This is a genomic window from Bacillus sp. BF2-3 (genome assembly GCF_008368795.1).
In the GTDB taxonomy this organism is placed as follows: Bacteria; Bacillota; Bacilli; order Bacillales; family Bacillaceae_G; genus Bacillus_A; species Bacillus_A cereus.
In genome coordinates this window covers 23,307-38,488 of the sequence record NZ_QOSA01000059.1, presented here as the reverse complement: position 1 = coordinate 38,488, position 15,182 = coordinate 23,307, and the positions used below count along the sequence as shown (strand labels likewise).

The following is a 15,182-nucleotide window of genomic DNA, read 5'->3' as shown; positions in this document are numbered from 1 at the left end:
TTATTTAATATCTTATTAATTTAACACGAAATTTATTGTTTAACAATAAATTTTTATTTATTTTGATCGAGGATTTATTGTTAAACAAGTAATTAATGAAAAGGATGTTAAATCTTTTTTATAAGATAGATGATACATACCGATATTTAATAAAGGAAAGAAAGGGAAAGTAACTATTGTTAGCTTTATGAGAATTGGGAACTAATAAAACATATGTAGGTTTTGGTATGGAAAAGGAAATAGTGTGTATTTAAAATGAATGCAAAGTTTATGGAGGAACAATCATGTTGAATTATGGTGTGAAGATGAAAAAGTTGCTATTAGTGGCAGCTATAATAGTAAGCGTATTAAGTACGGAAAGTATGATGAATTATCATGCGGCCAAAGCTAAGGTGAAAAAAATAGAACACCAGCCTAAAAATATAATTATGATGGTTATGGACGGAACGAGTTCAACGGCGACAACATTGGCTCGCTGGTATAAAGGGGCACCGCTTACGTTAGATCAAATTGTAACAGGAGGAGTTCGTACGTTTTCGGCGGAATCAGCTATTACAGACTCAGCGCCAGCAGCAACAGCATTAGCAACTGGAAATAAATCAAATTCAGGATATGTAGGTGTATTACCTTCTATTGTAAGTTCGCCTAGCTTAGAGCCAATAAAAGAAGAGGACAAGTTACGGCCGGTCGCAAACGTATTAGAGGGGGCAAAACGTACTGGTCGTGCAACTGGAATTGTTGCTACATCTGAAATTCAGCATGCTACTCCGGCGGGATTCTCGGCTCACCATGTCAATCGCAAGCAATTTGACGTAATTGCGAAGCAGCAAGTATATCAAAATATAGATGTCGTATTAGGCGGGGGAAAAGCAGCGCTGCTACCTATGCAAAGTAATGGAATCCGAAAAGATGGTGAAAATTTAGTGAAGGTGATTCAGGACAAAGGATACGATTTCGTTGAAACGAAAGATGCGTTATTGAACTCCAAATCTAATAAAATTTGGGGCTCTTTCTCACATCATGCTCTTGCGTTTGATATGGATCGTATAGCAATAAACCCAGAACAACCAACACTTTCTCAAATGACAGAAAAAGCAATTCAAACATTATCAAAAGATAAAGATGGCTTCTTTTTATTCATAGAAGGTAGTAAGCCTGATTGGGCAGCCCATGCTAATGATCCAATTGGGATGATTAGTGATATATTGGCATTTGATGAAGCGGTAGCAAAGGCGTTACAATTTGCGAAGAAAGATGGGGATACGATGCTCATCGCTTTAACTGATCATGGTAACAGCGGCATCTCTATAGGGAATAGGAATACGACAAAAGGATACAATACTACACCGGTTTCTGCATACATTGATCCATTGAAAAAGGCGAAAATGACACTTGAAGGAACTATAAATAAACTGAAATCTGATTTATCAAATGTAGAAGATGTAGCTAAACTATACGGTTTGGATAATCTAACTCATGATGAAAAAGAAAAATTAAAAGCGGCAAAAAAGAAAATGGATGTAGGACGAATTCTTACTACATTATTGGCTAATCGTGCAAATATCGGCTTTACGACAGGAGGACATACAGGTGAGGATGTATTCTTACATTCTTATGGACCTCAAAAACCAGAAGGCTTAATCCAAAATACAGACATTGCGAAGACGATGGCGAAAGCGATGGGCTTTAACTTAGAAGAAGTAACGAATAAAATATTTTTAGAGAGTGAACAAGCCTTTAAGAAAATCGGTGCAACTGTAACAGCCGACAAAACCGAAGGAGCAAACCCGTTACTCGTAGTAAAACATAATAAAGTAGAAGCACAATTATTTGGTAACAAAAATATAATTCGTATCAATGGTAAAGGGTATGAATTAAAAAGTATTATTGTAGAGAGTAATGGAAAGTGCTATGTACCAGAAGAAGCAATTCAACTATTTGTAGAGCATTCTCGTTAAAAAATTGCCAACCAGTTAAGCTAACTGGTGGCAATTTTTTGTGTTTATTCTAAATATAAGGGTTCGGATTGTTTTGGAAAGTTTTCCAGATGAGACTTGTATAAATGTGAAAGGGGAGTTATATTTTTTCTTACATTAAAAAATTTCGTTTTGTAGAATAGAGAATTTATACATATAGTAAAGTCTAATGTGTTATCAATTAATATTTACGAAAAATATATTAATACTTTAGAATTTCTTTAATTTTCATTATTTTTTATTTAAGGTTATCCGTTATATTTATAATGTATTTATTTCAATTTATTGTATTTCAGCGCAGTTTTATATAATTATAAAGCAATCATCAAAATAAAATCTCCACTAGAGTAAATTTATTATTTTTTTTGCGAAAATTATTATGCAGCTAAGAAAACTGTAGTTTATTGAATTAGAAATATATTAGAATTTAGTTGAAGAAAGAGAGAGGGAATAAAATGAATATAGTGCACTTACGTCCTAAACAGCGGTCTAAGTATCGCATTATGCTAGGGAAGTGGTATTACTCTACAAAGAGGTACATTCAGTGGTTAGCAGACGGAAAAACATATGCAAAAAGGTTCCAACAAGAAAAGCTACCTTGTACAGCAATTCAGCACCAAACGATATTACTTCGTAAGCTCAAAGATGTAGATATGTGGTATCAACAGAATAAGGTTGTTAATTTGAAAATTGCTGTTAAAAAACTAAATGATATCGTCATTAGACCGGGAGAAACATTTTCTTACTGGCGTTTAATAGGTAAGCCAACGAAGAAAAAAGGGTATGTAGAAGGTATGGTATTACACTACGGATCTTTTCAAACAGGTATTGGAGGAGGTCTTTGTCAGCTTTCGAATTTAATATATTGGATGACTTTACATACACCACTGACAGTAACCGAACGATATCGTCATAGCTTTGATGTCTTTCCTGATTCTAGGCGAACTCAACCGTTTGGGAGTGGGGCGACTTGTTCTTATAACTATTTGGATTTACAAATTAAAAATGAAACGGACCAACCGTATCAACTTCACCTTTATATGACAGATGAACATTTAGTTGGTGAATGGAGAACAGTCTATCCGCAACTTTATCAATATGAAGTGTATGAGAAAGAACACTCAATTCAACCTGCATACTGGGGCGGTTATATACGACATAATGTGATTCAACGTAAAGTATATAATCTACAGAAACAGTTAATAGAAGATCAATATGTAACAGAGAATCACGCTATAATGATGTACGAACCACTATTAGCTTGTAATAATGAGAATAGTGAGTAATATGGTAACCCATAGATTAAATAGTATAGAGAATATTTAATTCTTATTTTTACTAAAAAAGTTCACTGTTATTTATAGGTGAGTTTGTTTTTCTATTGTATGTATTTCACCCTTCATAAAAAATATTTCTCAACATTTTATTTGTTGAAAAAGATTGAATATTCGTATTATAACGAATATTATGTTGTTATCGGCAAAAAACGATAATTTGCAGACACTGGGGAGGAAATACATTGAAAAAGAAAAAGAAATTAAAACCATTAGCGGTATTAACAACAGCAGCAGTACTAAGTAGTACGTTTGCTTTTGGAGGTCACGCAGCGCATGCTGAGACACCAACATCATCTCTACCAATAGATGAGCACTTAATACCGGAGGAGCGCTTGGCTGAAGCGCTAAAACAACGGGGGGTAATTGATCAATCTGCATCGCAAGCTGAGACGTCAAAGGCTGTCGAAAAATATGTTGAGAAAAAGAAAGGGGAAAACCCTGGGAAAGAAATTTTAACAGGAGATAGTCTTACGCAAGAAGCTTCTGATTTTATGAAAAAAGTAAAAGATGCAAAAATGAAGGAAAATGAACAGGCGCAGCAGCCTGAAGTAGGCCCAGTAGCTGGACAAGGTGCAGCATTGAACCCTGGGAAATTAAATGGAAAAGTACCTACTACATCAGCGAAGCAAGAAGAATACAATGGAGCTGTTCGAAAAGATAAAGTACTTGTTTTACTTGTAGAATTTAGCGATTTTAAGCATAACAATATTGATCAAGAGCCAGGATACATGTATTCTAAAGACTTTAATCGTGAACATTATCAAAAAATGTTATTTGGTGATGAACCATTTACTTTATTTGATGGATCGAAGATTAACACATTTAAGCAATATTATGAAGAACAATCTGGTGGTAGCTACACAGTTGATGGGACTGTAACAGAATGGCTTACTGTTCCAGGAAAAGCATCAGATTATGGTGCTGATGCGGGTACTGGGCATGATAACAAGGGGCCTTTAGGACCAAAAGATTTTGTGAAAGAAGCATTAAAAGCAGCGGTAGCAAAAGGAATCAATTTAGCAGACTATGACCAATTTGATCAATACGATCAAGATGGTGATGGAAATAAAAATGAGCCAGATGGCATTATTGATCATTTAATGGTTGTACATGCTGGCGTTGGTCAAGAAGCTGGCGGCGGTAAATTGAAAGATGATGCGATTTGGTCACATCGTTCAAAACTAGGTTCAAAACCATATGCAATTGATGGCACGAAATCTTCTGTTTCGAACTGGGGCGGAAAGATGGCTGCATATGATTATACAATCGAGCCTGAAGACGGGGCAGTTGGTGTGTTTGCACATGAGTATGGCCATGATTTAGGCTTACCAGATGAATATGATACAAAGTACTCAGGACAAGGTGAACCTGTTGAGTCATGGTCTATTATGAGTGGTGGTAGCTGGGCTGGAAAAATTGCAGGAACAGAGCCAACGAGTTTCTCACCACAAAATAAAGAATTTTTCCAAAAGAATATGAAGGGGAACTGGGCGAATATCCTTGAAGTAGATTATGACAAACTTAGCAAAGGAATCGGTGTTGCGACATATGTAGATCAAAGTACTACAAAATCTAAACGACCTGGAATCGTTCGTGTTAACTTGCCGGACAAAGATATAAAAAATATCGAATCAGCGTTTGGTAAGAAGTTCTATTACAGTACAAAAGGAAATGACATTCATACAACACTTGAGACACCAGTATTTGACTTAACAAATGCAAAGGATGCTAAGTTCGATTATAAGGCATTTTACGAACTTGAAGCGAAGTATGATTTCCTTGACGTATATGCGATTGCAGAAGATGGAACGAAGACACGCATTGATAGAATGGGCGAAAAAGATGTAAAAGGCGGCGCGGATACAACTGATGGTAAGTGGGTTGATAAATCATACGATTTAAGCCAATTCAAAGGAAAAAAAGTAAAACTGCAATTTGAGTACTTAACAGATATTGCAGTAGCTTATAAAGGGTTTGCGTTAGATAATGCAGCATTAACTGTAGATGGAAAAGTTGTTTTCTCTGATGATGCAGAAGGTCAGCCAGCAATGACGTTAAAAGGCTTTACTGTGTCTAACGGATTTGAACAGAAAAAACATAATTACTATGTAGAGTGGAGAAATTACGCTGGTTCTGACATTGCGTTACAACATGCACGTGGCCCAGTATTTAATACAGGAATGGTTGTATGGTATGCGGATCAAAGCTTTACAGATAACTGGGTAGGCGTTCATCCAGGTGAAGGGTTCTTAGGAGTAGTAGATTCTCATCCAGAGGCAATTGTAGGGACATTAAACGGACAACCTACTGTGAAGAGCAGTACGCGTTACCAAATTGCCGATGCGGCATTCTCATTTGATCAAACACCAGCATGGAAAGTAAATTCACCAACTCGCGGTATCTTCGATTATAAAGGATTACCAGGAGTGGCAAAATTTGATGATTCTAAGCAATACATCAACAGCATTATTCCTGATGCAGGACGTAAGTTACCGAAACTAGGACTGAAGTTTGAAGTGGTAGGCCAAGCTGAAGACAAGTCTGCAGGTGCAGTGTGGCTTCATCGATAAAATAAGGTAAAACGAAGAGGAGCTGCGATAAGTCGGTGAAACTGACTTATCGCAGCTTTTTTCTTCTTGTGAAAAAACTTGCTGTTTTTTTATGTACTTATTGGAAAAATTCGAAGTTTCTTTTATAAATAAAATACTCCGCCTGTCCAATTATAGAAGCTATTTTGGGCGTAAGTAATTTGTAAGTAATGAGTAAGAAAAAAGAGATTTTCATAGTATATAATATTTATTATAGCTACTTTTAACACCTGATACTAATAGTGTGCTATAATATGAATTAGCAACAAAAAGGAAAGGAATTAGAACAATGACCTTAGAAAATACTAAAAATTTAAAAAAACAAGTTGCTCCTTTTGAAAAATCAACGATTAAAAAAAGTGTTTGGCAACTGATCAACACAATCGTGCCATTTATTATTTTATGGTACCTTGCTTATAAAAGTTTGTCAGTTTCTTATTGGTTAACATTAGTTCCAGCACTGTTAGCCGCTGGATTTATGACAAGAATTTTCATTATTTTTCATGATTGCACCCATTATTCGTTCTTTAAAAGTCGACGTGCAAATAGAATAGTTGGAACGTGTATGGGTGTTTTAACATTATTCCCATTTGATCAGTGGGGGCATGAACATTCTATTCACCACGCTACGAGTGGTAATTTGGATAAGAGGGGTACAGGGGATATTTGGACGCTTACAGTTGATGAATATGTAGCTGCACCATTTAGACTTCGTTTAGCATATCGCTTATATCGCAATCCATTCGTTATGTTTGGATTAGGTCCGATTTATGTTTTCTTGCTTAAAAATAGATTTAACCGAAAAGGTGCAAGGCAGAAAGAACGTATGAATACTTATTTGACGAATATTATAATTGTTGCTGTAGTAGCTATACTTTGCTGGGCAATTGGGTGGCAATCGTTTCTGTTAGTACATGGTACTATATTCTTAATAGCAGGTTCAGTAGGGATTTGGCTGTTTTACGTACAGCACACATTTGAGGATTCTTATTTTGAAGAGGATAAAGATTGGGAATATGTGAAAGCGGCAGTGGAAGGAAGTTCTTTTTATAAGCTTCCTAAAATTTTGCAATTCTTAACTGGTAATATTGGATTCCATCATGTTCACCATTTAAGCCCAAGGGTACCTAACTATAAACTAGAAGAGGCACACAATAATACGCTTCCGTTAAAAAATGTACCAACGATTACGCTTGCTACAAGCTTACAATCACTACGTTTCCGTCTTTGGGATGAGAAAAGTAACAATTTTGTTAGCTTTAAAGATGTCAAAAATATAATTAAAAATAATGTTTCTGTTCGAGTGAAATCTGAACTATAATTGCATCGTATATAAAACTCCCCTTAATCATTTTCGATTTAAGGGGAGTTTGTGTTTAAAGAGTAGATGCCAGATAAGAGGAAAATTTACATAATTCAAATTGTAATTGAAGCAGATTAGGAATTGCTCGTACGTAAGTACAAATATAAGATGACAGTAAATGCATTATGTTAACAAATTCATAGTAAAAGGGGGGATCGTACAACATTATATCCAAAAATAAGAAAAGACTTGAACGAAAATTCCATTCATTTTTCTTGGTGTTCCGCATTCCATACACTTAAATAGGACGCATATTCTAATTCATCTGGATTCTCATGTAGCATAGAAATGAATTCTAATTTGTTTCCATCACAATCTAGAAAGTATACACTTGCAGCAGGCACCCACCTTTGGACAATTGGCTCTTGATTTCCTGTTCCTTGACTTCCTATCACTGCTATTCCACGTTCCTCTAACCACGCTTTAGAAGTCATTAAAAACTCTAAATTTACACCAAAAGCAAAATGTCTCGGCTCAAAGTCTTCAATGTTATGTACTTCCCATAGTCCAAGCATTTGTTGTTTATTTTCTCCGACCCAAAAGAAAGCCACTCTTCTTTTGGAGAGTTTTCTTGCTAACGTTAATCCTAGCTTGTTTTGATAGAAATTTATTGCCTTCTCTAAATTTCTTACATGTAAATGAGTTTCGTATATGTTCTGTATTATTATGATCATTCCTTTCTTTCTTTATTGGTAACTACCAATTGAATAGTGAATATAATTCTAAAGTTGAAATATGTATAAGCCTAGTAATGTACATCTATATCCGATATACCTATTTGCTATTATATTGAAATGTGATAAATCCCACTGAGGTAGTAAGTGTTTAAATGAACACTCTACTACTTTTGTAGGAAAGGGGATATATTCATTAAATTCAGATGAAATCATATTAAAATGATGAAAAAAGACCACACATGAAGTGAAACGCCATGTGTAGTCTTTTATGTATAGTCAAATATTACGAAGTCTCGCTAATTTTAGTTTCACTATGAGTGTTAGTAGAATTTCTTTTCTTAACTTTAAAGTGATAGTAAGTGTAGCAAAAGATGATAAATGGGACAGTGCAATAGATTCCAAGTCGTTGTTCTGGGATAAAAATAAGACTGATTAATATAATGCCATACAATCCAAAACCAAGAATTGGTACGAGTGGATAAAGTGGCGTTTTAAATTTTAAGTCTTCTAATTTTCCGCCGTCTGCTAAATAATGTTTGCGGAAAAAGAATTGAGAAACACAAATTGACATCCAAACAATAATGGTAATGACTCCGGAAATTGAAATGAGCCACAAGTAAACAGTTTCAGCAGCTACTACACTTGTCAAAAGAGAAAAAGCAGAAATAGCTATTGTCATGATTAAAGCGTTGAGAGGAATCCCACGTGATGATAATTTCTTTAAAAATGCTGGAGCCATTTCGTTTTTTGATAAAGACCAAAGCATTCGAGTAGCAGCGTATAGTCCTGAGTTTGCGACAGAAAGAACAGCAGTAAGAATAACAAAGTTCATAATATCAGCTGCATATGGAATACCGATATTATCAAAAACAGCAACGAATGGACTCTTTGTTAATCCAGCTTCTTCCCAAGGAATTAAAGCAACAAGAACAAAGATTGCTAAGACGAAGAAAAACATTGTGCGCCATATAATATTTCTAATAGAACGAGGTAAAGTTTTTGCTGGATCTTCACTTTCACCTGCTGCGATTCCGACAAGCTCTGTACCTTGGAAGGAATAATTGACTGTAACCATTGTTAATAGAATAGCTGCAAGTCCATTCGGAAATAAACCACCATGATTTACGAAATTTGAAAGAAGTGGAGCTGGTTCATCGCCTTTTAAATCAATAAAACCGAACATAGCGGCGCCACCAAGAATTATAAAAGCTATAATGGCAGATACTTTTATACTTGAAAACCAAAATTCTGTTTCTGCATAACTACGAGCAGATAATGCGTTAATAGTGAAGATGGTAACGCCAAATATTAAACACCAAACCCAAACAGGAATATCAGGAAACCAGCGCTGCATTGTAATACCGGCAGTTGTAAATTCAAGACCGGTCGTATTCGCCCAGCTTAACCAATACAACCATCCGATTGTAAAGCCAGTTGCAGGATTGATGAATTTAGTAGCATATTCCTGAAAAGAACCTGAAACAGGCATGGCTACAGCAAGTTCACCAAGACATAGCATAACGAAATACATTAATAATCCACCAGCAATAAAGGCAAGTACGGATCCACCAGGTCCAGCCTGACTTATAATAAAGCCAGATCCGTTAAATAACCCGGTTCCAATCACACCACCGAGTGCAATCATGAATAAGTGTCTACTTTTCATCGTACGTTTTAATTCATTGTTTGTATTGCTTACTTGCGCCATTGTTTTCCTCACTTTCGTAGTTGATAGAATAACGTTTGATGTTTTTCCGTATTATGGAATGTATTCCGTGATGTGAAATCTTGTTATAATTTTCAGATAATTAAAAAGAAAAGTCAATATTTTTTTGTTTGCGTTTTCAATTCGTTGTTAGTGATATGTTTTTATTGTTAGAAAATTAAATAAATAGATTGATTTCATTTCGAATGTTTGCTAAATTGATAGTTAATTAAGCGTACTAACATATTACGAGTAAAGTTGAGGCGAGTTATGGTACAGTCCATTGATCGAGCGATAAGTATTATTAAATTATTGAATTCTACAAATGAAAAAGAGTATTGGGCTATTTCTGATATAGCTGATGGAACACATCTCCCGGTTAGTACAGTACATAGATTACTTAACTCTCTAATGGAGCATGGGTTAGTTACACAAATTACAGAGACAAAACAGTACAAAATTGGACCAATGTGGATGGAAATAGGGTTGCGTCAATTGGAGAAGGTAGACTATAGATCTGTTGCGAGAGAAGTGATGAAACGTTTGGCTTCTGAAGTGGAAGAAAGTGTCTATTTGAATATTCCAAACGGAACACATTCTATTATCATTGAAAGAATTGATAGTCCTTTAAAAATTCGAGTTATCGATAATCTAGGAGAACAAATTCCACTTTCAATTGGTGCTGCAAATAAAACGATGCTTGCCAATATGAAAACGAATGAAATGGAACATATTGTAGAGTATTTACTTCCTTCATTACCAGAACAAAAGCAAATTCTTCTTAATCAAATAAAGCAAATAAAAAATGAAGGATATGCTGTCAGTTATGGTGAAAAAACAGAAGGGACAGCTTCAGTAGCTGCACCTATTATCGGATTTAATCATAAAGTAGTAGGAGCATTAAGTGTTGGGTTAATTAGTCATCGTATTAATGATGATCGACTATCTTTTCTTATTAGCAAGGTAAAACAAGCGGCTCATGAAATATCAATAAAAATCGGCAGTACATCAGAACTATAATTTTGATAGCTGTCGTCATTTTTTATTCATATACTGGAATTAGTTTTCATAATGCGGAAAATAGGGGGATTTATATGTCAAAGTGGCAATCAAAAGAACAATTGGTTCAATTATTAAGCAGTCTTGTTGAAATTCCTAGTATTACCGGTTCAGAAGCTGAAGTAATATTGCCAGACTTTGTTGTGGAACAATTATCTGACTTACAGTATTTCAAACAAAACCCGCACCATTTGCAAAAAAATCCGACAGGGGACGGACGATATTTTGTTACAGCACTAGTAAAGAAAAGCGATAGTACAAAAAATACTGTAATTCTAGTAAGTCACTTTGATGTTGTAGATGTACAAGATTACGGAATGTGGAAAGAAGATGCATTTAATCCTAAAAAGTTAACATCTATGTTTTATTCTCATAAAGATGAACTTCCAGACCATGTACGTGAAGATATAGAACATGGAGAATGGCTGTTTGGTAGAGGAACAATGGATATGAAATGCGGCCTCGCATTACAAATGGCAATGATTGAGCAAGCTTGCGAAGAAAGATTTGATGGGAATGTTCTTTTATTGGCTGTACCAGATGAAGAAGTAAACTCTGTAGGGATGAGAGCTGCTGTTCCAAGATTACTAGAGTTAGCAAGAGAACATGATTTAGAGTATAAAACGGTACTAAACTCAGAGCCTATGTTTTCAAGACATCCTGGTGACCAAAATAAGTATATTTACACTGGCTCTATTGGTAAAGTGTTACCTGGTTTTCTTTGCTACGGAAAAGAGACACATGTAGGTGAACCTTTTGCAGGGTTAAATGGGAGTTATATGGCTTCATTAATAACAGCAGAATTAGAGTTAAACACAGACCTTTGTGATATTGTAGAAGGGGAAGCGAGTCCTCCGCCAACTAACTTACTTCAAAGGGACTTAAAAGAGGATTATTCTGTACAAATTCCGCATCGTGCAGTTACATTATTTAATTTGTTTTTATTAGAAAAATCAATGACAGATGTAGTTTCATTGTTACGTCAAAAAGTAACGAAAGTAGCAGAGAAAATAGAAGAGTCGTATGAAAAACATGCATATCGTTTTTCTAAATATAATCCATTTATACCACCTAATCTCAAAGTAAATGTATTAACTTATGAAGAGCTTATCACATATGCAATTGAGCAACATGGACGAGAAAAAATAAATCATATTCAATCTAATATTATAAAAAATAGAGGAGATAAAGATGATCGTGCGGTAACCATTGATTTAGTAGATAAATTAGCGATTTTATGTAAAGAAAAGGCACCGATGATTGTACTTTTCTTCGCTCCGCCGTACTATCCAGCTGTGAGTTCACGCAACAATCCTTTAATAAAAGAGGTAGTTGTAGAAATGGAAAAGTATGCACACTACAATCATAAAATTACATTTGAAAACCAAAATTATTTTGGGGGGATTTCAGATTTAAGTTATGTAGGCTTGCAGTATCCACTGGATTCAATGAGTTCGCTTGTAGACAATATGCCATTATGGGATAAAGGTTATTCAATTCCGCTTCAGGAATTAGAAGAGTTTGATGTTCCAGTATTAAATATGGGGCCGGTAGGAAAAGATGCACATCAATGGACAGAACGTCTAGATGTAAACTACGCATTTGAAACGCTATTAGATATGTTACCGAAGTGCATTGAAAAATTATTAGTTTCTAATAAAATTACACAATCATAGTAGGGAATAGGTAAGGGATAAAACAGAACCTGTAAAGAAGATTTGAATGAAATTATTTTAATATAATTAAAACTGAAACGACCAAACTCAATTATATATGAGTTTGGCCGTTTATCATGTAGTGAATTTCTAATTAAATTCATATGAATTCATAGCTAACGCGATCTCTTTTACAGTTTTACTTTTTAGTTTGACCAGATAGTTCAACAGACTTTTGCGTACAACGCTGCATAGCTGAAATAATCGCTGTTCTCAGTCCTTTTTCCTCCAATGTTGCTACAGCTTCTATTGTCGTTCCGCCAGGAGAACAAACCATATCTTTCAATTCACCTGGATGTATTCCTGTTTCTAGTACCATTTTTGCAGAGCCTAACACAGCTTGAGCAGCGAATTTATATGCTTGATTTCTTGGCATACCATCTAGTACAGCAGCATCTGCCATCGCTTCTATAATCATATATACATAAGCTGGTGAAGAACCACTTACGGATGTGACAACATCCATTAATTTTTCACTTACGATCTCTGTTTGACCAAAACTATTGAAAATGTTTAGTACATCTTCTAAATCTTTTTCTGTCACCATTTCATTCGGGCATAATGCAGACATTCCTTCTCCAACAAGAGCAGGAGTATTAGGCATTACCCTTACAACCTTTACTTTTTTATTAAAGGCATTCTCAGTACTTTCAATACTTTTCCCAGCAGCGATCGTAACGATGATAGCATCGTTTTTGATTATTTCTTTTATTTCATTAATTATTGACGCGTATAGGTCTGGTTTGATTGATAAAATTAAAATATCAGCATTTTTAGCTACTTCATTGTTGTCGGTAGTTGTAGTTAGCCCATATTTTTCACTAGCATTTTTTAAATTAGCAGTGTTTAAATCTGAACAAATAATTTGATTTGAAGACACTATATTTTTGTTTATCATTCCGCCAATCATAGCCATTCCCATATTTCCGCAACCGATGAATCCAATTTGTTTATCCATAATAACTCAATCTTGCTCCTTTTATAATCAATTATATCGGTTTGATATTATTTTCTTAGAATAAGAATAACATCCCTGTGCAATATAAAGAAACATTCTAAGAGAATATATTCCTTTTTGCAACACTAAAAGATAAAAATTAATTATATTCGACATTATGTAAATATATACACTATAATGTAAGGTTTTATGTTTATGAATATGAGTTAAACTTATATCATTTTGTATTTTCATTCAGTAGGGCGATAATTTCATACAAATAACTTGCGGCTCTATTTATTTTTAAAAATACCTCTTGACACCGAATCGAACTATATCGCATAATATAAAAAAATTAGATTGAAAATCGTTGAAGGGAATTAGTACATATGTCTTCTTGCGAAAGAGAGTGGAATTCACCGGCTGAAAGATTCCTCGTATAGAATATATCGAACCTATCCCTGAGTCTTAAATGAAAGTTTAGGCGTTCGCCTGCGTTATAGGCACCAAGTGGATATCTATGTATATCAATTAAGGTGGTACCGCGGAACAATGACCGTTTCGTCCTTTTTATTTTATTAAGGGCGAAGCGGTCATTTTTATTTTGCTCTTAAATACCTCATTGCAGCATTGATGAGAATAGATATAGTTACAAAGTGAATGAAGTGTAATTTATAAAAAACTTTGATTTTAGACTTGGGGGATAAAAAAGTGAAAAAACAACGAGTTGTTGTAAAGATTGGGAGTAGTTCCTTGGCAGATAGTCACGGAGGCATCTCTACAGAACAGCTTTCAGATCACGTTGCCGCATTGGCTCGGTTGAAAGAAGAGGGGCACGAGGTTGTGTTAATTACATCTGGAGCCGTCGCTGCAGGTTTTTCAGCGCTAGGATATCCTAGCAGACCTGTAACGATTAAAGGGAAACAGGCTGCAGCAGCTGTCGGACAAAGTTTGTTAATGCAGGCGTACACGGAGGAATTCCGTAAATATGGCATCGTTACTGCGCAACTTTTGCTGACGAGGAGTGATTTTTCTAGAAAAGAACAATATAGTAATGCTTACGCTACGTTAGGAGAATTATTAAACCGCTCCGCTCTTCCAATTATTAATGAAAATGATTCCATCTCTTTAGAGGAGCTGACGTTCGGTGATAATGATATGCTGTCAGCTTTAGTAAGCGGGCTTGTTTCGGCGGATATGCTTATGATCTTTACGGATGTGAACGGGTTATATGACAAAAATCCTCAGAAAAATCCGGATGCAAAAAAATATTATTTTCTTCCTGAAGTTACGGAAGAAATTTCTTCTCTTGCAGGAGATGCTGGCTCAAAACTTGGGACTGGCGGTATGAAATCAAAAATCGACGCTGCAAAGACAGCGCTCTCTCTTGGTGTGAGTGTATTTATCGGAACAGGACGTGGACAGGAAAAGTTTGTAGATGTTTTGAAGGGTAAGGGTGATGGAACGTATGTTGGTAATGCTCCTCAAAAAGAAATGAAGATGAACAAGCAATGGATTGCCTTACATTCGCTTGTTAGCGGACAAATTGAAGTAGATGCTGGGGCAGCTACTGCCATCATTCAGCATGGTAAGAGTTTACTTCCAGCTGGTGTTACGAATGTATCAGGATTTTTCCAAGTGGGTGAAGTTGTAGAGGTTGTAACGCAACAAGGGCGCGTAATAGGAAAAGGACAATGCACATATAGTGCAGAGGAACTAAGAGATGTAAAAGGTATGCAAAGCCAAGATATTCAAGTAAGAGGCGAGAGACATAGTTATGAAGTCATCCATAGGGATCATTGGGTTTCACTTTAAAAAGGAGGAA

The 15,182-nt window shown here is 35.4% G+C and carries 10 protein-coding genes and 1 other annotated feature; of the genes, 7 read left to right on the top strand and 3 right to left on the bottom strand.

What is annotated here, in order from left to right; genetic code table 11:
• Nucleotides 1-284 precede the first annotated feature (284 nt).
• The 4 genes from DN401_RS29110 (at nucleotide 285) to desA (ending at nucleotide 7,222) form a co-directional block, all read left to right on the top strand.
• Entirely contained in the window at nucleotides 285-1,958 is a 1,674-nt protein-coding gene (locus DN401_RS29110) for an alkaline phosphatase (RefSeq protein ID WP_000935913.1), read from the top strand.
• 473 nt (nucleotides 1,959-2,431) lie between these two features.
• On the top strand, nucleotides 2,432-3,262 hold the full coding sequence (locus DN401_RS29105; protein WP_001028241.1) for a VanW family protein: 831 nt from the start codon (nucleotides 2,432-2,434) through the stop codon (nucleotides 3,260-3,262).
• Between the two features lie 233 nt (nucleotides 3,263-3,495).
• Nucleotides 3,496-5,883, top strand: a complete 2,388-nt coding sequence (locus tag DN401_RS29100) for an immune inhibitor A domain-containing protein (RefSeq protein ID WP_000727439.1) — start codon at nucleotides 3,496-3,498, stop codon at nucleotides 5,881-5,883.
• A gap of 307 nt (nucleotides 5,884-6,190) precedes the next feature.
• Complete coding sequence (desA, locus tag DN401_RS29095) at nucleotides 6,191-7,222, top strand: Delta(5) desaturase DesA (RefSeq protein ID WP_000171504.1); 1,032 nt, start codon at nucleotides 6,191-6,193, stop codon at nucleotides 7,220-7,222.
• A 248-nt stretch (nucleotides 7,223-7,470) separates the two neighbouring features.
• On the opposite strand, the gene DN401_RS29090 is transcribed toward desA, so the two are convergent.
• Nucleotides 7,471-7,929 carry a VOC family protein gene (locus DN401_RS29090; RefSeq protein ID WP_031312742.1) on the bottom strand — a complete coding sequence of 153 codons (459 nt, stop codon included), beginning with the start codon at nucleotides 7,927-7,929 and terminating at the stop codon, nucleotides 7,471-7,473.
• 295 nt (nucleotides 7,930-8,224) lie between these two features.
• Nucleotides 8,225-9,649, bottom strand: coding sequence for an amino acid permease (locus DN401_RS29085; protein ID WP_000079991.1), 1,425 nt, complete (start codon nucleotides 9,647-9,649; stop codon nucleotides 8,225-8,227).
• A gap of 267 nt (nucleotides 9,650-9,916) precedes the next feature.
• Between DN401_RS29085 and DN401_RS29075 the strand changes: the two genes are divergently transcribed.
• Nucleotides 9,917-10,666 carry an IclR family transcriptional regulator gene (locus DN401_RS29075; RefSeq protein ID WP_000250758.1) on the top strand — a complete coding sequence of 250 codons (750 nt, stop codon included), beginning with the start codon at nucleotides 9,917-9,919 and terminating at the stop codon, nucleotides 10,664-10,666.
• A 74-nt stretch (nucleotides 10,667-10,740) separates the two neighbouring features.
• Nucleotides 10,741-12,381 carry a M20/M25/M40 family metallo-hydrolase gene (locus DN401_RS29070; protein ID WP_000049571.1) on the top strand — a complete coding sequence of 547 codons (1,641 nt, stop codon included), beginning with the start codon at nucleotides 10,741-10,743 and terminating at the stop codon, nucleotides 12,379-12,381.
• Nucleotides 12,382-12,559: 178 nt separating this feature from the next.
• On the opposite strand, the gene proC is transcribed toward DN401_RS29070, so the two are convergent.
• Nucleotides 12,560-13,378 (bottom strand): pyrroline-5-carboxylate reductase, encoded by an 819-nt coding sequence (proC, locus tag DN401_RS29065; protein WP_000360723.1) that lies wholly within the window; start codon nucleotides 13,376-13,378, stop codon nucleotides 12,560-12,562.
• 340 nt (nucleotides 13,379-13,718) lie between these two features.
• Nucleotides 13,719-13,929: a binding site (T-box leader), on the top strand.
• Between the two features lie 139 nt (nucleotides 13,930-14,068).
• On the opposite strand from proC, the gene proB reads away from it, so the two are divergent.
• Nucleotides 14,069-15,172, top strand: coding sequence for a glutamate 5-kinase (gene proB / locus DN401_RS29060; RefSeq protein ID WP_000744809.1), 1,104 nt, complete (start codon nucleotides 14,069-14,071; stop codon nucleotides 15,170-15,172).
• The last annotated feature ends 10 nt before the right edge of the window (nucleotides 15,173-15,182 follow it).

Excerpts from the sequence above, each read along its gene's own strand:
- DN401_RS29075 (WP_000250758.1), top strand. The coding sequence starts at position 9,917 with ATGGTACAGTCCATTGATCGAGCGATAAGTATTATTAAATTATTGAAT.
- DN401_RS29085 (WP_000079991.1), bottom strand. The coding sequence starts at position 9,649 with ATGGCGCAAGTAAGCAATACAAACAATGAATTAAAACGTACGATGAAA.
- proC (WP_000360723.1), bottom strand. The coding sequence starts at position 13,378 with ATGGATAAACAAATTGGATTCATCGGTTGCGGAAATATGGGAATGGCT.
- DN401_RS29105 (WP_001028241.1), top strand. The coding sequence starts at position 2,432 with ATGAATATAGTGCACTTACGTCCTAAACAGCGGTCTAAGTATCGCATT.
- desA (WP_000171504.1), top strand. The coding sequence starts at position 6,191 with ATGACCTTAGAAAATACTAAAAATTTAAAAAAACAAGTTGCTCCTTTT.
- DN401_RS29110 (WP_000935913.1), top strand. The coding sequence starts at position 285 with ATGTTGAATTATGGTGTGAAGATGAAAAAGTTGCTATTAGTGGCAGCT.
- DN401_RS29070 (WP_000049571.1), top strand. The coding sequence starts at position 10,741 with ATGTCAAAGTGGCAATCAAAAGAACAATTGGTTCAATTATTAAGCAGT.